The 22,420-nt window shown below is 66.6% G+C and carries 20 protein-coding genes; 14 read left to right on the forward strand and 6 right to left on the reverse strand.

What is annotated here, in order from left to right; genetic code table 11:
- The first annotated feature begins 95 nt into the window (after positions 1-95).
- Complete coding sequence (locus ASE96_RS00730; protein WP_056424640.1) at positions 96-1,229, forward strand: LOG family protein; 1,134 nt, start codon at positions 96-98, stop codon at positions 1,227-1,229.
- Between the two features lie 4 nt (positions 1,230-1,233).
- Here the strand turns inward: ASE96_RS00730 and ASE96_RS00735 are convergent, their stop codons facing one another.
- Together ASE96_RS00735 and ASE96_RS00740 are read right to left on the reverse strand one after the other, a co-directional pair.
- Positions 1,234-2,142: a matrixin family metalloprotease gene (locus ASE96_RS00735; protein WP_056424643.1), complete on the reverse strand. Its 909-nt coding sequence runs from the start codon at positions 2,140-2,142 to the stop codon at positions 1,234-1,236.
- On the reverse strand, positions 2,142-3,341 hold the full coding sequence (locus tag ASE96_RS00740; protein WP_056424645.1) for a VIT1/CCC1 transporter family protein: 1,200 nt from the start codon (positions 3,339-3,341) through the stop codon (positions 2,142-2,144). The genes ASE96_RS00735 and ASE96_RS00740 overlap by 1 nt, the downstream gene beginning before the upstream one ends.
- A 263-nt stretch (positions 3,342-3,604) precedes the next feature.
- Here ASE96_RS00740 and ASE96_RS00745 point away from each other — a divergent pair, with 263 nt between their 5' ends.
- Positions 3,605-3,841, forward strand: coding sequence for a hypothetical protein (locus ASE96_RS00745; RefSeq protein WP_056424648.1), 237 nt, complete (start codon positions 3,605-3,607; stop codon positions 3,839-3,841).
- 110 nt (positions 3,842-3,951) lie between these two features.
- Here ASE96_RS00745 and ASE96_RS00750 read toward each other — a convergent pair whose 3' ends face one another.
- On the reverse strand, positions 3,952-5,475 hold the full coding sequence (locus ASE96_RS00750) for a sodium:solute symporter (RefSeq protein ID WP_056426498.1): 1,524 nt from the start codon (positions 5,473-5,475) through the stop codon (positions 3,952-3,954).
- A gap of 310 nt (positions 5,476-5,785) precedes the next feature.
- Between ASE96_RS00750 and ASE96_RS00755 the strand changes: the two genes are divergently transcribed.
- From ASE96_RS00755 to ASE96_RS00805, 11 genes are all read left to right on the forward strand, one after another.
- Positions 5,786-6,361, forward strand: a complete 576-nt coding sequence (locus ASE96_RS00755) for a helix-turn-helix domain-containing protein (protein ID WP_056424651.1) — start codon at positions 5,786-5,788, stop codon at positions 6,359-6,361.
- A 150-nt stretch (positions 6,362-6,511) separates the two neighbouring features.
- On the forward strand, positions 6,512-7,600 hold the full coding sequence (gene speB / locus ASE96_RS00760; protein ID WP_056424655.1) for an agmatinase: 1,089 nt from the start codon (positions 6,512-6,514) through the stop codon (positions 7,598-7,600).
- Entirely contained in the window at positions 7,597-9,261 is a 1,665-nt protein-coding gene (locus tag ASE96_RS00765) for a thiamine pyrophosphate-binding protein (RefSeq protein ID WP_056424657.1), read from the forward strand. Before speB ends, ASE96_RS00765 begins: the two co-directional genes overlap by 4 nt.
- A gap of 162 nt (positions 9,262-9,423) precedes the next feature.
- Entirely contained in the window at positions 9,424-9,903 is a 480-nt protein-coding gene (locus ASE96_RS00770) for a MarR family winged helix-turn-helix transcriptional regulator (protein ID WP_056424660.1), read from the forward strand.
- A gap of 10 nt (positions 9,904-9,913) precedes the next feature.
- Complete coding sequence (locus ASE96_RS00775) at positions 9,914-11,650, forward strand: MDR family MFS transporter (RefSeq protein WP_235500059.1); 1,737 nt, start codon at positions 9,914-9,916, stop codon at positions 11,648-11,650.
- 249 nt (positions 11,651-11,899) lie between these two features.
- A complete protein-coding gene (locus ASE96_RS00780) occupies positions 11,900-13,633 on the forward strand; it encodes an ABC transporter ATP-binding protein (RefSeq protein WP_056424663.1) in 1,734 nt (577 codons plus the stop codon).
- A 158-nt stretch (positions 13,634-13,791) separates the two neighbouring features.
- The gene (locus ASE96_RS00785) at positions 13,792-15,735 is read left to right on the forward strand and encodes an ABC transporter ATP-binding protein (RefSeq protein WP_056426501.1); all 1,944 of its coding nucleotides are present in this window, start codon (positions 13,792-13,794) and stop codon (positions 15,733-15,735) included.
- A gap of 68 nt (positions 15,736-15,803) precedes the next feature.
- Positions 15,804-16,232, forward strand: a complete 429-nt coding sequence (locus tag ASE96_RS00790; protein ID WP_056426504.1) for an acyl-CoA thioesterase — start codon at positions 15,804-15,806, stop codon at positions 16,230-16,232.
- A 133-nt stretch (positions 16,233-16,365) separates the two neighbouring features.
- Entirely contained in the window at positions 16,366-16,626 is a 261-nt protein-coding gene (locus tag ASE96_RS00795) for a hypothetical protein (RefSeq protein WP_056424665.1), read from the forward strand.
- Between the two features lie 76 nt (positions 16,627-16,702).
- A complete protein-coding gene (locus ASE96_RS00800) occupies positions 16,703-18,934 on the forward strand; it encodes an McrB family protein (RefSeq protein ID WP_056424667.1) in 2,232 nt (743 codons plus the stop codon).
- On the forward strand, positions 18,921-20,189 hold the full coding sequence (locus ASE96_RS00805; RefSeq protein ID WP_082492569.1) for a 5-methylcytosine restriction system specificity protein McrC: 1,269 nt from the start codon (positions 18,921-18,923) through the stop codon (positions 20,187-20,189). Before ASE96_RS00800 ends, ASE96_RS00805 begins: the two co-directional genes overlap by 14 nt.
- A gap of 22 nt (positions 20,190-20,211) precedes the next feature.
- Here ASE96_RS00805 and ASE96_RS19425 read toward each other — a convergent pair whose 3' ends face one another.
- The 3 genes from ASE96_RS19425 to ASE96_RS00820 all read right to left on the reverse strand — a co-directional run bounded on the left by ASE96_RS19425 (position 20,212) and on the right by ASE96_RS00820 (position 21,548).
- Positions 20,212-20,592: a hypothetical protein gene (locus ASE96_RS19425; protein WP_235500060.1), complete on the reverse strand. Its 381-nt coding sequence runs from the start codon at positions 20,590-20,592 to the stop codon at positions 20,212-20,214.
- A 27-nt stretch (positions 20,593-20,619) separates the two neighbouring features.
- A complete protein-coding gene (locus ASE96_RS00815) occupies positions 20,620-21,051 on the reverse strand; it encodes a very short patch repair endonuclease (RefSeq protein WP_056424669.1) in 432 nt (143 codons plus the stop codon).
- A gap of 62 nt (positions 21,052-21,113) precedes the next feature.
- On the reverse strand, positions 21,114-21,548 hold the full coding sequence (locus ASE96_RS00820) for a pyridoxamine 5'-phosphate oxidase family protein (RefSeq protein ID WP_056424672.1): 435 nt from the start codon (positions 21,546-21,548) through the stop codon (positions 21,114-21,116).
- A gap of 269 nt (positions 21,549-21,817) precedes the next feature.
- Between ASE96_RS00820 and ASE96_RS19040 the strand changes: the two genes are divergently transcribed.
- Positions 21,818-22,408: a DUF6318 family protein gene (locus tag ASE96_RS19040; protein WP_268753737.1), complete on the forward strand. Its 591-nt coding sequence runs from the start codon at positions 21,818-21,820 to the stop codon at positions 22,406-22,408.
- Positions 22,409-22,420: the final 12 nt, after the last annotated feature.

Genomic DNA, 22,420 nt, shown 5'->3' on the forward strand with positions numbered 1-22,420 from the left:
CCGTTGCGCTATCACTTTTTCGGCCTCATCCTCCCGGAATGGCCGCCAAAAGTGATAGCGCAACGGGGTTAAACGCCACGGTCTAGGCTGGCTCCATGAACGCCGCCCGCAGCCTGCACCCCAGCCCCCGCACGCTGGAGGTCGAATCCCTCGACAGCTTTGACCGGCTGGTCGCGGCCGGGGCCAAAACCATGCAGGGCTGGCATGTCCAGTCACTGGACCTGCGCGGACGGACGGCACAGCTCGCCGGACTGCACGCGCAGGGCGGGATCTTCCTCGGATGCACCTTCGACGCCGGCATGGAGGAGTCGCTGCGCAGCCGCGGTGCCCTGATCTTCCCCAAACTTGAGGCGGTACCGTTCAACCCGTACCGCGGGCGTCTTTACACCCCGCAGGAGCTCTACGCGGGGATCTCGGACTCACGCTATGAGGACACCCCCGACGCCAGGGTGTACCAGTGGAGCATCCGGCCGGGCCAGCGCCACCGGCTGGACGCCACCCTGGCCGCGGCACTGCATGACCATTCGATCGGCGATGCCCTCGATGAACTGACCCGCTCGGAACTCTGCGCCGGCCGGACCATGGTGGGCGTCATGGGCGGGCACGCCGCCCACCGCGGTTCCGCCGTTTTCGAGGAGGCCGCACTGCTGGGACGGCTGCTGGCGAGGGCCGGCCGGCTGGTGGCCACCGGCGGCGGGCCCGGCACCATGGAGGCCGCCAACCTGGGCGCCTACCTGAGCACTGCTCCGGAGCGGGACTTCCGGCGGGCCCTCTCCGATCTCGCCGCGGTTCCCGGGTTCTTGCCCTCCGTGTCAACGTGGGCGCGGTCCGCCGCCGCCGTCGTCGAACGTCATCCGGACGGCACGCCGTCGCTGGGGATCCCCACGTGGTTCTACGGGCACGAGCCCCCGAATTTCTTCGCCACGCACATCGCCAAGTACTTCGCGAACGCCATCCGCGAGGCCGTCCTCCTGGAATTGTGCAACGGCGGCATTGTCTTCCTGCCCGGCTCCGGCGGCACCGTCCAGGAGATCTTCCAGGATGCCTGCGAGAACTACTACGGCACCCCGGAGACCATCATGCCGATGGTGCTGGTGGGGCAGGAGCACTGGCTCCGGCGTTACCCGGCCTGGCCCCTGCTGCAGAGCCTCGCGGCCGGACGGCAGATGGAGAGCCGGATCTTCCTGGTGGACACCGTGGAGGAAGCGCTCGCCGTCCTGGACCGCTGATCGGTCAGAGGTCCTTGCGGCACTGCGCCTTGCCCAGCTGGTACAGGCCGTTCAGGTCGCCCGCGGCCAGTCCGTCCGGGGCGCCGATCTCGGGGTACATCAGCTGCACCGGGTCGTTCACATGCTCCAGCCCCATGACGTGGCCCAGTTCGTGCAGGATCACCGCGGTGGCATACGCGGAACCGTCCGTCTGGCTGAGGTCCTCGGCGATCTGCGGGGCGTCGAGTTCCAGGCTGCCCGTGACAAAGCTCTTGGGCCCGTCGCCGAAGCTGAAGTGGGTGCTGCCGCCGGTCCCGATCACCGGTCCCTTGAGCTGCGGCGCCTGGTCCGGGGTGGTCCACGCGATCAGCAGCGGCGCCCAGCGTTCCCCGTAGACGTCCCGCTGGTACGGGATGCGGGACTGCGACGGCGCCTCGGTGGTGGGACCGTCGTCGACGAACTGAATGCCGGTCGCCCGGGAGATCGTGCTGATCGCATCCTCGACCAGGCGCTCGGCGCCTTCTGGAGCGAGCGCCGCGTTCACCACGTAGTGCAGCGGCCGGCATGGCGAATAGCCCACTGGGGTGCCGTCGTCGTTCGTGGCCAGGAACTTGTACGATTCGCTGGCGACGTCCGGTTTCTGCGGGTGGCCCAGCGGCTCGTCCTGTTCTTCGACTCCGGGCGGGGGAGTGTCCGTCCGGACCGACTCAGCGACAGCCGGCTGCCCGGGCTGGCCCGCCATCGCTGTGCCCGGACCGGTTCCGCGGCTGACTTCGAAGAGTCCCGAGAAGCGCGGATCGCCGTAGATGAAGCCTGCGGCCAGGAACGCCGCGCCGGCAATGACCGCAGCGGCGGCGAGGCCGCGGAAGATCCGCCACGTGGTGCGCGGACGGCTATGCCGCGGTGACCGGTCCCGGAACTCAGGACCGTCCACTAGGCGACCACAGCGCCGAAGGCCATACCCAGCAAGTACGTCACACCTGCCGCGCCCATGCCGATCGCCAGCTGGCGGAGCCCGCGGGTGGTGGGCGACGTCCCGGAGAGGAGCCCGACGACGCCGCCGGTGAACAGGAGTGCCAGGCCCACCAGAGCCGCGGACACCACGAGGGCCGCGACCCCGGTCATGCCCAGGACAAAGGGCAGGATGGGAACGATGGCGCCGGAGGCAAAGAAACAGAAGCTCGACGCCGCCGCGCTCCAGGCGGTGCCGACGGCAACATGTTCGTCACGGGATTCAGGCACCTCCGGCTGCAGGGAGAGGCTGGGATCGCAGTCGCAGTCGCGCAGGCCCATCCGCTCCGCCACGCGGTGTTCGGCAGCCTCCCGCGACATGCCGCGCGCCAGGTAGACCAGCAGGAGTTCGTTGTGTGCGATGTCCAGCGACGGTGCGGCGGCCAGGGTGATCTGGGTGGGGAGCGTAGCGGCCAGGAGTTCGCGCTGGGAGCGCACGGAAATGAATTCGCCCGCCCCCATGGACAGCGCCCCGGCCAGCAGCCCGGCGACACCGCTGAGCAGGACCACGGAACTTCCCACGCCGGAGGCGGCCATGCCCATGACCAGGGACAGGTTGCTGACCAGTCCGTCGTTGGCCCCGAAAACGGCCGCGCGGAACGTTCCGGCCAGCCGGTTGCGGCCCCGGGTAGCGAGCCCGCGGACCACTTCCTCGTGGATCTGCTCGTCGGCGACCATGGCCGGCGTGGCGGAGGGCTCGGTGGCGTAGGGGGACCGGCTTTCGGCCCGCTGGGCGAGGGCCAGCACAAAGACCGAGCCGAAGTGGCGTGCCAGGAAACCCAGGAACTGGCTGCGGAGTGAGGCGGGGCGGGGGCGGCCGGCCTGGTCGCCGAGCAGTTGGAGCCAGTGCGCCTCGTGGCGGCCTTCGGCTTCGGCCAGGGCGAGGAGGATCTCGCGCTCTTCGCCGTGGCGGTTCTGGGCGAGGTCCCGGTAGACGGAGGCCTCGGCGCGTTCGTCGGCGAGGTACTGCCGCCACCGTTTGATATCCGCGGCGCTGGGTGCTGCGGCGGGCGGAATTGCGCTGCTGGGGGCAGCGGCGGGTGTTGCGGCCGGCGCGTCCTCGCGGGGTTCCGGGCGGCGGGGGTCCGGGTTGGACGGATCAGATGTGGCGTGCTGAGACACGGAAGCTCCTGGGCTTAAGCGGGCATGGTTCGGCCCCGTTGCGTTTCCAGCGTACCCCGTATTTCCGCGTTTTTTCGGCTGGCGATCCTCAGCGGGGAGTTTAGGCAAACCGTAAAAATTCCGGTGCCGCCGGGACGTTTGCGGCTGTCGCGGTCAGCGCCGGCGGGAGGTCTTGACCGGCCGGGTTCCCAGTGTTCGAATGAAAACCCAGGGCGCGCTCTTCGGAGCCGCTGCCGCCACCCCAGTCACACGGAGGTTGCATCATGGACAACATCGGTTCACGTCCTATCCAGCCGGCCCGGGATTCCCTCGAGTCCGATCCCGCTTACGATTACGCCGAGGACGCGCCTGTGAGTGACTCCGCGGAAACGGAAGAGGAAGAGCTTTTCGAAGAGGCCGACCGGATCGTTCCCTTGGAGGAACAGGACTTCCTGGGCGACGACAAACCGGTGGTGGCCCGCGACGGGGAAGAATTCCTTGAGCCTGAAGAGAATGAGTGATTGTCCCAGCGTTTGAGTGGCAAGCGGCCTCAAGGCTCAGCTTAAAAGTTCGACGGCGGTGCCCCCTCAAAGGGAGCGCCGCCGTCGACCTTTAACTCGCTGGCAGGACCCTAGTGGGTCAGGACGGGGACCTGTTCTTCCTCGGCGGCGCCGCCGGCGACGCGGCGGTGCCAGTTGGCCATGACCGCGGGGTCCGTCGGCTTGGTCAGCAGGGACACCGCAATGTAGACCACTGCGGAGGCCAGCAGGCCGAAGTAGATCGGCTCGTTGGCGTAGATGCCGTCGAGCGGGACCTCGGCGTTGATCTCCAGGACGATCATGGTCCCGAGGGTGATGACCGAGCCCACCGCCATGGAGGCGGCGGCGGCCACGCCGGTGCCGCGCTTCCAGACCAGGCCGCCCAGGATGGCGACGAGGAGGCCGCCGACCAGGATGTCGTACGCGATGGTGAGGGCTGCGACGACGTCCTTGGTGATGATGGCGATGACGATCGCAACGATCCCGAGGCCCAGGACCCACATGCGGTTGGCCCTGACGTCGTGCTCCGGGTTGTCCGTGTCATCGGTGTTGATGTTCTTGCCGAACCAGCTGGCGACGAACGGCAGGACGTCGGCGCGGGCCACGGTGGCGGCGGCGATCAGGGCGCCGGAAGCCGTGGACATCATGGCGGCGACGGCCGCGGCGAGCACCAGGCCGCCGATGCCGATCGGGAGCAGGTTGGTGGCGACCTCCGCGTAGACAACGTCCTTGCCGAGGGCCTTGACGTCGATGTCCGGCAGCGCGACGCGGGCGCCGAGGCCGATCAGGGCGCCGGCCGCACCATAGAGGATGCAGTAGATGCCGGCCGTGGCGCCGCCCCAGCGGGCCACCGTGGGGGTCTTGGCGGTGAAGACGCGCTGCCAGATGTCCTGGCCGATCAGCAGGCCCAGGGTGTAGACGACGAAGTACGTAATGATCGTCTGGATGCCGATGCCGTCAATCTGGAAGAAGCTGGCATCCACGCGGGCCCGGATGCCCTCGAAGCCGCCGGCTGCGTTGAGCGTGAAGGGCAGCATCAGGAGGAAGATACCGACCGTCTTGATGACGAACTGGACCTGGTCGGCCAGCGTGATGGACCACATGCCGCCGATGGTCGAGTAGACCAGGACAATCGCGCCGCCGATGGCGATCGCGAGGGCGCGGTCCCAACCGAAGAGCACCACGAAGATGGTGGCGTAGGCGCCGGTGGAGGTGGCGCAGAGCATCAGCGTGTAGGCCAGCATCACGATGCCGGACGTCTGGGTGGCGTTGCTGCCGTAGCGCAGGCTCAGCATCTGGGACACGGTGTAGATCTTGAGTTTCTGGATGGTGCCGGCGAACAGCAGGCTGAGCAGCAGCACGCCGGCGCCGATTGCGACCACGAGCCACATGCCGGAGATGCCGAACTTGTAGCCCAGGCCGACGCCGCCGACGGTGGAGGCGCCACCGAGCACGACGGCGGCCATGGTTCCGGTGTAGAGGAACGGGCCGAGGCGGCGGCCGGCCACCAGGAAGTCGCTGTTGTTCTTGGTGCGGGACTTACCCCACCACCCGAACGCCAGCATGGCGACCAGGTACACCACCACAATGGCGATGTTGACGAAACTTGCGTCCATTAAGGGCTCCTCAGAGCTGTTCGGAGCACGGCTGAACCCGCCGGCGCTCAACAGGGCGCCGGGGCTCAGGTGCTTCTTGACGGGTACGGTGACGGACTGCCGGCGGAAGGGTCCCTGGGTAAGGTACTCCACCACGCCTTTTGGCATCTATTGCCTAATAGGCAACACTTGTTGCCAAACAGTATGTTGTGATCCGGGTAACAGTCAAGACGCATTACGCGGCGCGGGCGGATCCGGTGTTCCACGGGTGCCGTCCCGCTAGTATTGCTCCAACAATGGGGCCGAGCGGCCGGCCGTGAAAGGTTCCTACATGAAGGCTCTACCAGTTGAACCGAGCAACGTTCCCGTTGCCATCGGTTCCCGGATCCGTGCCGCTAGGCAGTCGCAGCGGCTCACCATCGAGCAGGTGGCCGATGCCACCGGGCTGACCAAGGGTTTCCTCAGCCGGGTCGAGCGCGACCTCACATCACCGTCAGTGGCGTCCCTCGTGACGCTGTGCCAGGTGCTCTCCATCTCGATCGGCGATCTCTTCGCCGCCCCGGAAACGCATCTCACCAAGAAGAACGAAGGTCCACGGATCTCGTTGGGCGGCGAGGGTATCGTGGAGCGGCTGCTGACGGCGCGCTCGGAGCGCCGCGTGCAGATCATCCAGGCCGTGATCGAGCCCCGCGGCCGCGGCGAATCGGAACTTTATGCGGTGGACTGCGACGTCGATGTCCTCCACGTGGTCAAAGGCAGCATCCGGCTGATCCTCACCAACGAGGAATTCGAACTGCACACGGGGGACACCGTGACCTTCCCGGGCCGCGAGCCGCACACCTGGGTAAACCCGACGGATGACGCCGTCGAGGTCCTCTGGGTGCTGGTCCCAGCCGCCAGTCGCTAGGTCCGGCGGGGGCGCCGTTGTAGCTGGGCAGGAACGTCGCGACCCGCGCCCGCAGACGAGCATCGGTAAACATTTGATGCACAAGAGGCAACTTCGAGTGTATGATGGCTGTCACACCCGTCGGTCAATCCTCGAAGGAGAGGCTTTCTTTTGGAAGAGCTGCGCATCGAGGCCAATGGCAACCTTGGCCCCATCGATTCATCCCGCATTCCGCGCTACGCGGGAGCCGCCACCTATGCGCGCCTGCCGCGGCTGGACCAGGTCGCGAAGGCGGACGTCACCCTGGTCGGCGTCCCCTTCGACTCGGGCGTCTCCTACCGCCCCGGCGCCCGCTTCGGGTCCAACCACATCCGCGAGGCCAGCCGCCTGCTGCGCCCGTACAACCCGGCCTGGGACGTCAGCCCCTTCGAAAACATCCAGGTGGCCGACGCCGGCGACATGGCTGTCAATCCCTTCAATATCAACGAAGCGATCGAGACCATCCAGCAGAACGCCCTGGACCTGACCGCCTCCGGCAGCAAGCTGGTCACCCTCGGCGGCGACCACACCATCGCGCTGCCGCTGCTGCGCGCGGCCGCAGAACGCGCCGGCGAGCCCGTTGCCATGCTGCACTTCGATGCGCACCTGGACACCTGGGACACCTACTTCGGTGCCGAATACACCCACGGCACGCCGTTCCGCCGCGCTGTCGAGGAAGGCATCCTGGACACCGAGGCCATCAGCCACATCGGCACCCGCGGCCCGCTCTACGGCAAAAAGGACCTCGACGACGACCACCGCTTCGGCTTCGGCATCGTCACCTCCGCCGACGTCTACTACCAGGGTGTGCTGGAAACCGTCGCCAAGGTCCGCGACCGGATCGGCAACCGCCCGCTCTACATCTCGGTGGACATCGACGTGCTGGATCCCGCCCACGCGCCCGGCACCGGAACCCCGGAAGCCGGCGGCATCACCAGCCGCGAGCTGCTGGAAATCATCCGCGGCTTCCGCGGCATGAACCTCGTGGGGGCCGACGTCGTCGAGGTCGCCCCCGCGTACGACCACGCCGACATCACCGGCGTCGCGGCCAGTCACGTCGCCTACGAACTGGTCACCCTGATGGCGGACCGCGCCGTGGAAGGCGACCGCTTCGGTGCGGCCACCGGCTACGCCGCCCAGGCCCTCGGCCAGGAATCCCGCCGCCCGGCCGGCTTCGCGACTCCTGCGTCCCCGCGCGTCCAGAGCGGGGTGTCCCAGTGACGGACGTACGCAACGGCGGTGACCTCGTCGTCGAGACCCTTGAAGCGCTCGGCGCCAAGACCGTCTTCGGCATCCCGGGCCAGCACGCCCTGGGCCTCTTCGACGCGATGGGCCGCGGAAACCTGCACTTCGTCTCCTCCCGGGTGGAGAACAACTCGGCCTTCGCCGCTGACGGCTACTCCCGCGCCACCGGCGAGGTGGGTGTCCTCTTCCTCTCCACCGGACCCGGCGCCCTGACCTCGCTGGCCGGGCTGCAGGAGGCCTACGCCACCGGCGTTCCCATGGTGGTCGTCGCGAGCCAGATCCCGCTCGAAGGACTCGGCGCGCGCCGCAAGGGCATGCTGCACCAGCTCGATGACCAGAAGGCCTCGGCCGCGAACGTCACCAAGAGCCAGCGGCTGATCCAGCACGCCTCCGGGATTCCCTCCGCCATCCAGGACGCCTGGACCGAGGCGATCTCCTCGCCCCAGGGACCGGTGTGGCTTGAAATCCCGCAGAACGTCCTGCTGGATCCCATCATGGTTCCGCCGGTGGAGGACGCCCTCGCCGAGGCCGCCGACAACCCGCCCCGCGTGGAACTGGTCCGCGAAGCCGTGAAATGGCTCTCGACGGCGGAACGTCCCGCCATCATCGCTGGCGGCGGCACCCGCCGCGGCCGGGCCGAAAAATCGTTGCTCTCCATCGCCGAGAAACTGCGGGCGCCGGTCATCTGCACCCCCGGCGGCAACGGCGCGTTCCCGTGGAACCACGAGCTCTCACTGCAGTCCTGGATCGAGGACCAGCACATGACAGAGCTGCTCGAAGACGCCGACGTGCTGATCGTCATCGGCTCCTCGCTGGGTGAAGTGACCTCCAACTACTTCACCTTTGAGCCGCGCGGCAGGATTATCCAGATCGACGCTGAACCCCGCGTGCTGGAATCCAACCGCCCCGGCCTGGGCATCCGGGCCGACGCCGGCCAGGCGCTCGACGCCCTCGACGCTGCCCTGACAGAACCGCACGGGGAGCGGGCGGACTGGCACGGCACCTCACCGGAAGCCTTGGTCAAGGAATCCCTGGCCAAGGTCAAGGCCCGGCTGGAATCCCAGGACCTCGGCAAGGAACTGAAGTTCATGGCGGACATCCGCGAGGCCGTCCCCTCGGCCATGCAGACGTTCTGGGACATGACCATCTCCGCATACTGGGCCTGGAGCTGCTGGGACGCCCGCGAAGGCCAGTTCCACTCCGCCCAGGGCGCCGGCGGGCTGGGCTTCGGCTTCCCCGCGGCGATCGGCGGCGCCGTCGGCCTGGAAACCACCGGCAGGCCCGGCGGTTCGGCCCGCGTGCTCGCCGTGTCCGGCGACGGCTCGGCGATGTACTCCATTTCCGAACTGGCCACGGCCAAGCAGCACAACGTCCCGGTCACCTGGCTGATCGTGGACGACGGCGGCTACGGCATCCTGCGCGAATACATGGTGGGCGCCTTCGGTAAGGCCACCGCCACCGAACTTGCCCGCCCCGACTTCGTGAAGCTGGCGGAGGCGTTCGGGGTTCCGGCTGTCCGCGTTGCCCCCGAGGACGTCGGGGACGCGCTCAAGGCCGGATTCGCCGCCGACGGACCCAACGTCGTCGTCGTCGAGACCCTGCTCAAGATGTTCGCCCCCACCCACCTGGAGGCATAAGCACCTGGACGTCTGAGCACCACGCTCCACGCCCCTGCGAGAACAAGCGCGGACCGGCAGCACTGCTGCCGGTCCCCAAGCCCCCAGAAAACAGGGTTAGTTTCCCAAAGTAACTAATTTCCGGTATATTTGTTGCCTTAGGCAAACAAAAGGGGAGCCGCTATGGCAGTCGCGCCGGACACCGCCGCCAAACTCGTCCACCAGATCTTCGACCTGCAACGCGCCGTCCGATGCGTCGCCGCCCTGAAGCTGCGCGGCGAGGACACCGGCGTGGCACTGCAGGGCGTCCTGCGTTTCGTGGGGGAGGGGGAATCCCGCGCCACAGCGCTGGCGGAACGGCTCGGCGTCAGCGCCCCCGTCCTCAGCCGGCACATCGCCGAACTGGAGGAACAGGGCTACGTGGTCCGCCGGCCCGACCCCCTGGACGGCCGGGCGCAACTGATCGCGCTCTCCGCGTCGGGGGTCGAAAAACTCCGCGCCATCGAGGACCAGCGCGCCGCCACACTTCTCGGCTTCCTGCAGGACTGGAGTGAGCAGGACGTCGAGGAAACCACCAATACCCTGCAGAAACTTGCTGAGTCCCTCAGGACATCAGCCCGGGCAACGACGGCCGGATCCACCACCACGACCGACATTGTTTGAGGAGCACGCCATGACAGCAATCACAGAGAAGCCACCCGCCCCGGCGGCGGTGATGACCCACCGCCAGATCATGGAAGCCCTCACAGGCCTGCTGGCCGCGTTCTTCACCGCGATCATCAGCAGCACGATCGTCGCGAACGCCCTGCCCACGATCATGTCCGAGCTCCATGGAACCCAGACGGACTTCGCCTGGGTTATTACCGCTGCCCTGCTGGCCAACGCCGCCACCACGCCCATTTGGGGCAAGCTGGCCGACCTCTTTAACAAGAAGCTCCTGGTCCAGCTGAGCATCGTGATCTTCGTGGCCGGGTCCGTCATGGCAGGCCTGTCGGAGACCATCCCGCTGCTGCTGACCGCCCGCGTTATCCAGGGCGTCGCCATGGGCGGGCTTACGGCACTGGCCATGGCCATTATCGGCTCCATCATCCCGCCCCGCGACCGCGGCAAGTACTCCGGCTACATGGGCGCCGTGATGGCCGTGGGTACCGCGGGAGGACCGCTGCTCGGCGGTTTCATCGTGGACAGCCCGCTGGGCTGGCGCTGGACCTTCTTCGTCTGTGTCCCGCTGGCCATCATTGCCCTCATCCTGCTGCAGGTCACCCTGAAGCTGCCGCACGTCCGGCGCCCCGCGAAAATCGACTGGCTCGGCTCCATCCTGCTGACCTCCGGCGTGAGCCTGCTGCTGATCTGGGTGTCCTTCGCCGGCAACCCGGATTACTACGACTGGTGGTCCTGGCAGACCGTGGCCATGGTGGGCGGCGCCGTGGTCCTGCTGGCGCTGCTGGTCCTGGTGGAATCCAAGGTGCCGCAGCCCATCATCCCGCTGAAGATCATTTCGCAGCGAACCACCGCCCTCGCCATCCTGGCCTCAATCGCCGTCGGCGTCGGGATGTTCGGTTCATCCGCCTTTCTCGGCCAGTATTTCCAGGTGGCGCGCGGCGCGTCGCCCACCGAAGCGGGGCTCCTGACCCTGCCGATGATCGCCGGCAACCTGATCGGTTCCGTAGTCTCCGGGCAGCTGATCAGCCGGACCGGAAAATGGAAGCGGTACCTCGTGGCGGGCGCCATCCTGCTGATCAGCGGCCTCGGACTGACCGGAACCATCGATCACACCACCGAACTCTGGCAGACCGGTGTGTACACCGCGATCCTCGGCATCGGTCTGGGCCTGCTGATGCAGAACCTCGTCCTGGCAGTCCAGAACACCGTGCGGGCCAGCGACATCGGAACCGCCAGCGCCTCCGTCGCGTTTTTCCGGTCGGTGGGCGGCGCCATCGGCGTCTCCGTCCTGGGCGCCATCATGGCCAACCGCGTCAAGGAACTCGCCACCGAGGGACTCGCCGCCGCGGGCATTCCCGTCAGCGGCGGCGCCGGCGCCAGCATGGACCTCAAAGACATGCCGGAACCCGTCCGCGAGATCATGCGCGCCGCCTACGGAGACGCCACGGCCCAGATCTTTATGGTCTCCGCGATCATCGGCCTGGTCGCCCTGGTTGCGATCCTCTTCATCAAGGAAGAACCGCTGCGGCGCACCGTGGACATCGTCAACCCCCCGTCAAAGGGTGTCGACGGCGGCGGCCCGGCCCCGTCTGCAACGGCCCCGTCCGCTGCGACTGCGGTTGAGTCGGCGGCGCCCGTCTCGGCCGCGTCCGCCAGTCCCATGGCAGGGACCGGAATCGTCGACCTCGACCGGGAATTCGTTGACGTGCTCAGCCGGCAGCGCGAAAGCCAGCGCCGGGGCGACTGAGTGGGGGAGCGGCACGCTGGCCGGCCCGGACAGGGCCGGCCGCGGGCTCCCCGGGAGATCCGGGCGCGAAAAGTACGCCGTTTGGATGATTTTCGGTCGCCGATGTTCCACCCGGGCTGGTCGTTTCGTAGAGTTGGATGGCTATGGCTGTCGGCCCCCTTTGCTACTACTGGGAGCATCCGGTTGATGTTCCCCCGCCAGGCACTTCTCCAGCCTCATTTATTCGGTATCTCCTAAGGACTCGTGGGCATGCTTGTCACTCTTATACGGCGCTATTCGAAGCCGTATCTGCCGTACATCTGGGCAGTCATTTTCTTCCAGTTGGCCTCCACCATCGCGGCGCTGTACCTTCCCAGCCTGAACGCCCAGATTATTGACGAGGGTGTTTCCCGCGGCGACACGGACTACATCTGGCGCACCGGCGGGGTGATGCTGGGCGTCGCCCTCATCCAGGTCGCCACCGCGATCGCCGGGGTGTACTTCGGGTCCAAAGCGGCCATGGCTTTCGGCCGCGACCTGCGCCGCGGCGTGTTCCGCCAGGTCACCAGCTTCTCCGCGAAGGACGTCAACGTATTCGGCGCCCCCACCCTGATCACGCGTGGCACCAACGATGTCCAGCAGGTGCAGATGCTCATGCTGATGGGCTTGAACTTCATGGTGGCCACCCCCATCATGTGCATCGGCGGCATCTTCATGGCTGTCCGGGAGGACGTCAACCTGTCCTGGCTGGTCTGGGTATCGGTTCCGGTGCTCGTGGTGGTTGTGGGCTACCTCGTGGTTCGCCTGATGCCGTTGTTCCGGTCCATGCAGACGAAGATCGACCGGCTCAACGGCGTCCTCCGCGAACAGATCATCGGCATCCGCGTTGTCCGTGCTTTCGTCCGCGAACCCCACGAGGCCCAGCGCTTCGGCGCTGCCAACAAGGACCTGACTGACGTGTCACTGAAAATCGGTGCGCTGTTCGTCCTGATGTTCCCTGCGATCGGCATGATCCTGCACATCTCCACCGCGGCCGTGCTGTGGTTCGGTGGCCAGCGGGTCGACGCCGGCGAAATGCAGGTCGGCGCGCTCACGGCCTTCCTCCAGTATCTGCTGCAGATCCTGATGGCGGTCATGATGGGCACCTTTATGGCCATGATGATTCCGCGTGCCTCGGTCTGCGCGGACCGCATCGGTGAGGTGCTCGACGTCGAACCTTCCATCCACGAGGCACTCACCCCCGTGGCGCCAGCTGAGAAGGCGGGCCGGGTGGAATTCCGGAACGTGTCCTTCGCGTACCCCGGCGCCGAGGCGCCGGTGCTCAGCGACATCAGCTTCACCGCCGAACCCGGGCAGACCGTGGCGATCATCGGCTCCACCGGCGCCGGCAAGTCCAGCCTGCTGGCCCTGCTGCCCCGCCTCTACGACGCCGCCTCGGGGGAAGTGCTGCTCGACGGCGTCCCGGTCACCAACCTGGACCGGGCGGAAATCACGCAGCGCGTCGCCATGGTGCCGCAGCGGCCGTACCTGTTCTCGGGAACCATCGAGCACAACCTGCGCTTTGGCAAGCCTGACGCCACGGACGAGCAGCTCTGGGACGCCCTGACCGTGGCCCAGGCGGCGGACTTTGTGCGCGAGAAGAAAAACGGGCTCGGGTCGCGGATTGCCCAGGGCGGCACCAACGTCTCGGGCGGCCAGCGCCAGCGGCTCTGCATCGCCCGCGCCCTTGTCACGGAGCCCAAGGTCTTCCTGTTTGACGACTCCTTCTCCGCCCTCGACGTCGCCACGGACGCCCGGCTCCGCCGGGCCCTCAAGGCTAAAACCGCGGACGCCACCGTGATCATCGTCGGCCAGCGCGTCTCCACCATCGCCGACGCCGACCTGATCCTGGTGCTCGACAACGGCCGGATTGTGGACCGCGGCACCCACGACGAGCTGCTGGAAAGTTCCAGCACCTACCAGGAAATTGTCGAATCCCAGCTGACCGCGGAGGCAGTGGCATGAGCACCAAAGAGAACGTCACGCCAAAGTCCGGCAGGCCAATCGCCACGGAACCCGACCCGCAGTCCGTCGCCACGGAACCCGACCCGCAGCTCACCGCGACGGAGCCGGACGACGATTTCTACGAGGAGGAATACAAGCCCGGCGAAGCCGACGGCGGCATGTTCGGCGACATTCCGGCCAAGAAGGCCCAGCACTTCTGGCCCTCCGCGAAGCGGCTGATGGGTTTGCTCAAGCCCGAGCGGGCCGGCATCATGGCCGTGCTCGCGATGGTGACGGTCGCCGTCGTCCTCAACGTCGTCGCGCCGCGGATCCTCGGCCAGGCAATGGACGTGATCTTCGCCGGCGTCATCGGCAAGCAGTTGCCGGCCGGCGGCAGCAAAGAGCAGTTCGTCGAAGGCCTGCGTGCCCAGGGCCAGGACAACTTCGCGGACATGCTCGCCCGGATGGATGTTATCCCCGGGGTCGGCATCAACTTCCAGGAGCTCGCTTTCCTGATCAGCGTGGTGCTGGTGATGTACTTCGTCGCCAACATCTTCCTGTGGCTGCAGGGCTACGTCCTGAACATCCTGGTCATGCGGGTGGTCCGCAAACTCCGCGATGACACCGAGAAGAAGCTCAACAGGCTCCCGCTGAACTACTTCGACACCCGCCAGCGGGGCGACATCCTCTCGCGGGTCACCAACGACGTCGACAATATCCAGCAGGCGCTGCAGCAGGCCTTCGCGCAGCTGGTGAACTCGGCACTGACGGTGATCGGCATCGTCATCATGATGTTCATCGTGTCCTGGCAGCTGGCGCTGATTGCCCTGGTCGCGCTGCCGCTCTCGGCCGTCGCCGCCGGCATCATCGGCTCCCGCAGCCAGAAGCTCTTCGCCGCCCAGTGGAAAAACACCGGCGAGCTCAACGGCCAGATCGAGGAATCCTTCTCCGGCCACGACCTCGTCCGGGTCTTCGGCCGCGACGCCGACATGCTGGACCGCTTCGACGAGCGCAACGAGGCCCTCTACAAGGCCAGCTTCGGCGCGCAGTTCGTCTCCGGCATGATCATGCCGGTCATGCAGTTCGTGTCCTACCTCAGCTACGTCGGAATTGCCGTCGTCGGCGGCCTCCGCGTCGCGTCCGGCGGGATGAGCCTGGGCGACGCCACCGCGTTCATCCAGTACTCGCGCGAATTCACCCAGCCGCTGGGCCAGATGGCGGGGATGGCCAACATGCTGCAGTCCGGTGTCGCCTCCGCGGAACGGGTCTTTGAATTCCTCGACGCCGAGGAACAGGACGCCGAGACCGCCACCGAGCAGCTGCCGGCCAAGACCGACGGCCACGTCGAGTTCCGGCACGTGTCCTTCAGCTACACCCCGGACAAGCCGCTGATCGAGGACCTGTCCTTCACCGCGGAACCCGGGCACACCGTGGCGATCGTTGGCCCCACCGGGGCCGGCAAGACCACCCTGGTGAACCTCGTGATGCGTTTCTATGAACTCCAGGGCGGCAGCATCACCCTGGACGGCGTGGACATCACCCATCTGAGCCGTGCGGAATTGCGCGCCAAGGTGGGCATGGTGTTGCAGGATGCCTGGCTCTTCGGCGGAACCATCTACGACAACATCCGGTACGGCAAGCTGGACGCCACCGAGGAACAGGTGATGGAGGCAGCGAAGGCCACCTTCGTTGACCGCTTCGTCCGTGCCCTCCCGGACGGCTACAACACCGTCATCGACGAGGAAGGCAACAACGTCAGCGCCGGCGAGAAGCAGCTGATCACCATTGCCCGGGCCTTCGTGGCCAATCCCTCGCTCCTGATCCTGGACGAGGCCACCAGCTCGGTGGACACCCGCACCGAAGTGCTCGTCCAGAAGGCCATGGCCGCCCTCCGCACCGAGCGCACCAGCTTTGTGATCGCCCACCGCCTCTCCACCATCCGCGACGCCGACACCATCCTGGTGATGGAGGCCGGCCGGATCGTGGAGCAGGGCGCCCACGCCCAGCTGCTGGACCTCAAGGGCGCCTACTACCGGCTGTACATGTCCCAGTTCGCCGGCGAAGACGCAGAAACGGCCTTTTCGGAAAACACGGCAAACGACGCGACGGCGGTGCACAGCTGAGCGCCGCCGGCGCTGCGGCAGAGTCCGCAGCAGAGTCATTGTCCCGGCGCATCGAGGTGCAGATCCCGATGCGCTGGGGCGACATGGACGCTTACGGCCACATCAACAACGTCCAGATCGTCCGGATCCTCGAGGAAGCCCGCATCGCGGCCTTCGGGCCGCCCCGGGGCGCCGGGCTGCCGGGCATCGAGCCCCCGGTGTCCCTCTTCAACGAGGTCCCGGAGGGGACCCTGGCGTTGATCGTGGAACACAAGATCCGTTACGTCCGGACCCTCGAGTACCGCAACGTACCCGCTCTGGTCCAGCTCTGGATCGGCGCGGTGAAGGGTGCCAGCTTCGACATCCACTACCTCGTGCAGGATCCCGTCACCCGCGAAGACTGCGTCCGGGCCACGAGCCACCTGGCGTTCGTGGACGAGGCCACCGGCCGGGTGCTCAGGCTGACGCCGGAGCAGAAGGAGAAGCTCGCCCGGTTCACCCCGGTCCACGCCGGGTGAGCCATTCCGGGTGAGCCATCCGGCGGAGCCGGGGAGGCAAATCCGGTCCCATGGACTCTATCTCGCTCCACGGATCGTCCCTAGAATGAACCAACCCGCGGGCAGTCCGCCCCGAAGCCAAGGAGCACGAGTCATGGTGACCAAACGAGCACGCAAGAGGAACGCCCAGAAGAAGACCTGGAAGGAACTCTCGCCCATGGCGAAGTTCGGGACGATTTCCGCCGCACTCGTCCAGCTTTCGATGCTGGTCGCCGCGCAGCGGGACATCACCCGCCGCCCGGCTGAACAGATCCGCGGCAGCAAAACGTTGTGGCGGATGGCGACCTTGGTCAACTTCGTCGGACCAGGCAGCTATTTCACGTTTGGCGTCAAGCGCGGCCGCGCCGCTAAGTAAGGAAACGCGCTACCGTTCAGTAACTTCGGGGCGGACCGTGATGCGGGCTGTCAGCTTAAGCCTGTAAATTGAAAGCATGACCCCAACCAAAAAGCCTGCCATGCACCGCGCCCTCGGCATCTCCAAAGAGATCGAAGACGCGGCGTGGTTCGTTTTGGGGCCGGGGCTGCACGGTAAAGCGTCGGCCCTGGACGGACGCACCAAAACATGGTCGGTGCAGGCCGCAGCGGAGCTCCTCGACCGCCTCGAACGCGGGGTGCCGGACCCCAAAGCTCCCATGATGACCAACCTGCGGCAGAACCTTCAGGACGCTTCCCGGGGCGCCAAGCAGCTGGCGGTCGAGCTGCTCTTCCTGCAGTCCCTGCCTCTGGCACACGAGGTGAAGTCCCTCAAGGTCAAGCGTGCTCGGGTGGCCGAGGCTGCGTCCTGGCTGGAGCCGCCCCTGGAACTGCCGGACGAGCTGTACGCCGGCATGACGGATCACGGAGTCATCCGTGACCGCACCGCCGAGTTCAACTGGACCATCTGGGACCACCTGAAATGGCTCTGCCGGTTTGTGCAGCACGTCGCCCAGCGTCCGGCGGGCGCCGTCGCGGCGGCCGTCAAGGATCCGCTGGCATTCCACCAGCTGGTGGCCGGCACCCCCGATGACCAGCCGGCCATTCGCCGGAGCATCGAATTCCTGGTCTGGCCCAGCTACTTCGAGCCGGTGGTGGCCGATGTCGAACGCCAGGAGATCCGCGACGCTTTTGCCTCCCTGGTGGGCGGGGCGAAGGGCGACAGCGACGAGGAAGTTTCCGCGGACATCCACCGCATCCGGCTGCACCTCGACGAGCAGGCCGGCCAACGCATCGACTGGTACTCCCGGCAGCTGGTGAGCCAGTGGCGGAAGGTGGGCGACCCCGGCCGCCGCGCCTGGCTGCTGCGCACCCACCACGACAACGCTGACCTGCTTGGCACCTGGCAGGCCGAGGAATCGGTGACGCTCGACGTCGAGCACCTCCGCCTGCTGGACCCCGGCGTCACCGCCGGGCTGGTCCAACATGCCGTGGACGAGGACTACAAGCACCTCGGCTACGTGGAACGCGAGGACACCAAAACCGCCGTCTTCGCCTTCCTGACCGTGATGAAGCCCGGAGACCTGACCCTGTACCAGAGCTCGGGCACCGTCCGCGTGGGGGTGGTCCTCGGTGAGCCTGAGCACCACGAGGACAACCGCCGGCTGCGCCGCAAGGTCCGCTGGTTCGACGAAACCCACAACATGACCGAGCTGCCCCGCCACGTGCAGCGCCAGCTGGCCACCTCCGGCATCGTCGTGGACATCACCCGCGTCATCCAAGCCCTGGAAGCGCTTCTGCCCGCCGAGGCGGAAGCCGAGCCCGACGACGGTACGGAGCCGGCCGCCGTCGTCGCACCCGCCTGTGAAGGGTTCCGCCCGCTGACGCCGGAGTTCGCCGCGTCCCTGCACATGGACCTGGAACCGCTGCAGGAGATCGCCGAACTGCTGGAGGAGAACCGCCAGCTGGTGCTCTACGGCCCGCCCGGAACCGGCAAGACGTACCTGGCCAAGCACCTGGCGGCCCAGCTCGCCGGCGACACCACCGATGAACGCGTCAAGCTGGTGCAGTTCCACCCCTCCTACGCCTACGAGGACTTCTTCGAGGGTTTCCGGCCGGACAAGACTGAGGAAGGCCAGGTGTCCTTCAAGCTGGTCGCCGGGCCGCTGCGCCGGATCGCCGAGGAAGCCGCCAAGCCGGGGAACGAGAGCAAGCCGTACTTCCTGATCATCGATGAGATGAACCGGGCGAACCTCGCGAAGGTTTTCGGTGAGCTGTACTTCCTGCTCGAATACCGCGACGACCGGATCTACTTGCAGTACAGCCCCAACGAGCCGTTCACGCTGCCGGACAACCTCTACATCATCGGCACCATGAACACAGCTGACCGGTCCATTGCGATGATGGACGCCGCCATCCGCCGCCGCTTCTCCTTCATTGAGCTGCACCCCAAGACGGAACCGGTGAAGGGCTCGCTGCTGCGGTTCCTGCAGGCCCGGGACCTGGACACGACGCCGGCGCTGCTCATGGACGCACTCAACGACGCCATTGACGAGTGGGACCGCGACCTTATGATCGGCCCGTCCTACTTCATGAAGAAGTCCGCCCAGACGCCCAAGGGCCTGCGCCGGATCTGGAAGTACGAGCTGATGCCGCTCCTGGAGGAGCACTACCACGGCCAGCTGAACCGGGCCCAGCTGGAGGAGCGCTTCGGCCTGGACCAGCTCCTTGACCGCCTTGCGCGCGTCTAGCCAGCCGCGGCCGGCCGGCCACGGCGCACCGGGTTCGCCGCCGGTCCGCCGGATCGTCCTCGACGAGCTCTCCGGCGGCGTCGTCGACCGGCTCGACCCTGCCAGCGCCGCCTTTGTCAACGGCAGCGGCCTGGCCAACGCCTCGCCCATGGGCATGGGCCTGTACCGGATCGAGCCGGTGGGGAAGGTCGGCTCGGTGCGCACGCCGACCGTGCAGCTTGAGGTGCGGCCCAAGGAACGGCTGGGCCTGGGCCGGCTCCTGTTCCTGCTGGGCTACGCCGGCGACCAGGGCTTCCGGGAGGACTCCGTGGCCGCGGTGGAGGAAGCGGATCTGTGGAGCGCGCTGGCCGAGTCGCTGGCCCAGCTCGCGGACCGTGCCCTGAGCCGCGGTGTCCTGCAGGGCTACCTCAACGTCGACGAATCACTCCGGACGGTCAAGGGCCGGATCCGCATTTCCGACCAGATCTCGCGGCGGCCCGGCATGCTGGTGCCGCTGGAGGTCTCCTATGACGAGTTCACGGAGGACATTGCCGAGAACCGCGTCCTGCGGGCGGCGCTGGAACGGATGTCGCAGGTCCCGGGGGTGCGGCCGGAGGTGCTGAGCCGGCTCCGCCAGCTCAAGGGCAAGCTCGCCGCCGTGACCCGCCTGCAGCCCGGCGCGCCCTTGCCGGTGTGGCGGGCCAGCCGGATGAACACCCGTTACCAGGCGGCGCTGCGGCTCGCCGAGGTGATTCTGCGCCACGCCTCGGCGGAGGCCGGCGACGGCACGCAACAGTCGGCGTCGTTCGTGGTGGACATGTCCGTGGTGTTCGAGGACTTCGTGGGCACGGCGCTCCGCGAGGCCATGGCCGCCTACCCGGGGGAGATGCGGCTCCGGTACAACGCCCTGCTCAACGAGGCTGTGCGCGACTCGGACCGGATCGTGGTGCAGCCCGGCGCCGTCCACCTGCTGGGAGGGCGGCCGGTGATGGTCTACGACGCCAAGTACCAGGCAGCGGCCGACGCCGGTGCTTCACTCTCGGGGGACCACTACCGGATGCTGGCGTACTGCACGTCCCTGCGCGTGCCGACGGCCTGGCTGGTGTACCCGGGCGCGGGGGAGATCAAGCTGCGCCGGATCCTCAACACGGACATCGACGTGGTGGAGTTTCCGCTGGACCTGTCGCGGCCGCCGTCGGAGATCCTGGCCTCCGTGGCGGACCTCGCGCAACAGTCGTGGGGCGAAGTGGTGCGTCAGGCGACCATCAGCCGCTGACGCACCTCCTTCGGACGCGCCGCTAGCTGGCTTCCTGCTCCACGGAAACAGACAGGAGGTGGTTCAAGAGCGCCTTCTCAGGCTGGCCGGGGCAGTTGGCGAGATGCCACCGGAGTTGCTCCCGCACCTGCGCCTCTTCCGGCCTGGTGTCGGAGAGAATGGCATCAATGATCGCGGAAACCTGCAGGCGCAGGGGTTCCAGCTCCTCATCGACCTCGGGGGACCGCCGGAACTCCTGCGGCCGGTAATCGGGTGACGACTTCGAGGGCCGAGTTACGGTCCTCAGCGACGTGGTGGACCTCAGCAAGTGCGGCATCTGGCGCTCTCCCGTGGAGTAGAAAAGTTCGAGTAAGTGCGGACCGGTAGGGTCCTTGTCCCCGAGTTCGCATGTTACCTGAGACACATCGGTATGTCGCCTCTGGCGCGACGATCAATTTTGTGTCGTGTCCAGGAATTCGTCCAGTCGCTGCTCCAGCACGGACACATCTTTGAGCTCGCACTCCCAGACGGTGAGGACGTCCCAGCCCGAGTGCTCCAGCAGGCGGCGTTGCTCGGCGTCGCGGTTCCGCGTCCGGGTGCGTTTGGTTTCCCAGAACTCGGCGTTGGCCTTGGGGGCGTGCTGCCCCACCCGACAGTCGTGGAAGTGCCAGAAGCAACCGTTGACGAAGATGACTTTGTGGCGGCCGGCGAAGACCAGGTCCGGGTTACCCGGGAGACGTCCGCCGCGGGTGGTGCCGTGCAACCGGTAGCGGTAGCCCTTGGCGTGAAGCAGTCTTCGGACCAGCAGTTCGGGCTTGGTGTTCTTGCCGCGGATCCTGGACATGTTCCAGCTGCGCCGCTCGGGGGTCAGCTTGTCGGCCATGGATTAAAGTCTAGGCGGCAGGGACCGGCCGAGCCGGCGGCGTTGCCGACGTCGAACGGTTGCTAGATCTCCCGCTCCGGGTGCTCGCCAAACTGGAAGTGACGTCCGCTGACCTTGGTCGGCTCGATCTCGACGTAGAAGTCCTTCAGGGTGGGCACCCACGGCTTGAGCCCCAGCGCCTCAGCCGCCGCGATGTCGGCGGATTTGTCCAGCACTCGGGCCGTGCCGCGCAGGACAACCGACCAGGCCTCCTCGGAGAGGATGCCGTCCGTCTCGAACAGCACCTTGGCGTTGATGGTCAGTTCCGCGAGTTTGTTGCCAGGGGCCGTCCGGAGGTAAAGCTTCCGGCCGCTCACGGCGTAGTTGACCGGGAAGATATCGGGTTCGCCGCCCACGATCACCACCAGCCTGCCGTGCTTGGTGCCCTCAATCAGCTTCCAGCTCTGATCGTCGGTGAGTACGAGGATGGGGTTGTCGTCTGGATGTTCGAAGATCATGGGTTCATTGTTCTGGCCGGGGTACAAAAGCGCCAGAGGCTTGTGCGGGGAAATCGGTGTGACTCGAAGCACTTATGCGGTGGTGCGTGCGGTCAATCGGGCGGCTGTGGATAACCTTGATGCCCAAAATGTGATGTCGGTTACCCTTAAGGCATTGTTTGGCTGCACGCGTCTTGATTTTCTATCGGGGGGAATAGCTGACCATGACATCCCGCACTTCATCCTTCGGCCGCCGCAGGCAGATTTGCGCCGTCTTGGTTGCGCTCAGTATGTTGCCAGTCGCGGCCTGCACCGGCGGAGGAACCACGCCGGGTGCAACAGCCGCCCCCGTGACATCGAGCCCGACGCCGTCGGCGACGCCCACTGCCACCCCCACGCCGACGGCCAGCTACAAACCGGCGGACGCCTCAGGCAGGGCGCAGAACGTCCCCGTTCCAGTGCTGCCAGAAGCTGCGAAGGCGGAGACTAAAACAGGATTAGAGGCCTTCGCGCGGTACTGGTTCCAGTTGCTTAGCTACGGATATGAGACCGGCGACGTTTCGCGCTTGGTGGCTATCACAAGTCCTGCTTGCCGAGCATGCGATCGGGCGACGACAGTCATGAAGGGTTGGCATGAGGAAGGGCGGTGGATTGTTGGAGGAAAGACTAAAACTCCCTCGGTCAGCACGACATTCACCGTTGCGCCCGATGGGAATTATCAAGTTGCCATCCAAGTTTCGCAATCTTCCCTTTCGTACTACAACGCGGATGGGACTTTGCATCAAGCTGATCCAAAGCCCGAGGATACCGGCAATCTCATGCTTGCCGTGTTCCGCGACGGGGCCTGGTATGTGAACAATATTCAGCCAATAGTCGGCTAGCCAAGTGAGATC

The sequence above is a fragment of the Arthrobacter sp. Leaf69 genome (genome assembly GCF_001422645.1).
GTDB lineage: Bacteria > Actinomycetota > Actinomycetes > Actinomycetales > Micrococcaceae > Arthrobacter.

Coding starts and splice junctions, on each gene's coding strand:
- ASE96_RS00815 (WP_056424669.1), bottom strand. CDS start 21,051: ATGGCCGACAAGCTGACCCCCGAGCGGCGCAGCTGGAACATGTCCAGG.
- ASE96_RS00800 (WP_056424667.1), top strand. CDS start 16,703: ATGACCCCAACCAAAAAGCCTGCCATGCACCGCGCCCTCGGCATCTCC.
- ASE96_RS00795 (WP_056424665.1), top strand. CDS start 16,366: ATGGTGACCAAACGAGCACGCAAGAGGAACGCCCAGAAGAAGACCTGG.
- ASE96_RS00750 (WP_056426498.1), bottom strand. CDS start 5,475: ATGGACGCAAGTTTCGTCAACATCGCCATTGTGGTGGTGTACCTGGTC.
- ASE96_RS00780 (WP_056424663.1), top strand. CDS start 11,900: ATGCTTGTCACTCTTATACGGCGCTATTCGAAGCCGTATCTGCCGTAC.
- ASE96_RS00820 (WP_056424672.1), bottom strand. CDS start 21,548: ATGATCTTCGAACATCCAGACGACAACCCCATCCTCGTACTCACCGAC.
- ASE96_RS00785 (WP_056426501.1), top strand. CDS start 13,792: ATGTTCGGCGACATTCCGGCCAAGAAGGCCCAGCACTTCTGGCCCTCC.
- ASE96_RS00790 (WP_056426504.1), top strand. CDS start 15,804: ATGCGCTGGGGCGACATGGACGCTTACGGCCACATCAACAACGTCCAG.
- ASE96_RS00745 (WP_056424648.1), top strand. CDS start 3,605: ATGGACAACATCGGTTCACGTCCTATCCAGCCGGCCCGGGATTCCCTC.
- ASE96_RS00775 (WP_235500059.1), top strand. CDS start 9,914: ATGACAGCAATCACAGAGAAGCCACCCGCCCCGGCGGCGGTGATGACC.
- ASE96_RS00755 (WP_056424651.1), top strand. CDS start 5,786: ATGAAGGCTCTACCAGTTGAACCGAGCAACGTTCCCGTTGCCATCGGT.
- ASE96_RS19040 (WP_268753737.1), top strand. CDS start 21,818: ATGTTGCCAGTCGCGGCCTGCACCGGCGGAGGAACCACGCCGGGTGCA.
- ASE96_RS00770 (WP_056424660.1), top strand. CDS start 9,424: ATGGCAGTCGCGCCGGACACCGCCGCCAAACTCGTCCACCAGATCTTC.
- ASE96_RS00730 (WP_056424640.1), top strand. CDS start 96: ATGAACGCCGCCCGCAGCCTGCACCCCAGCCCCCGCACGCTGGAGGTC.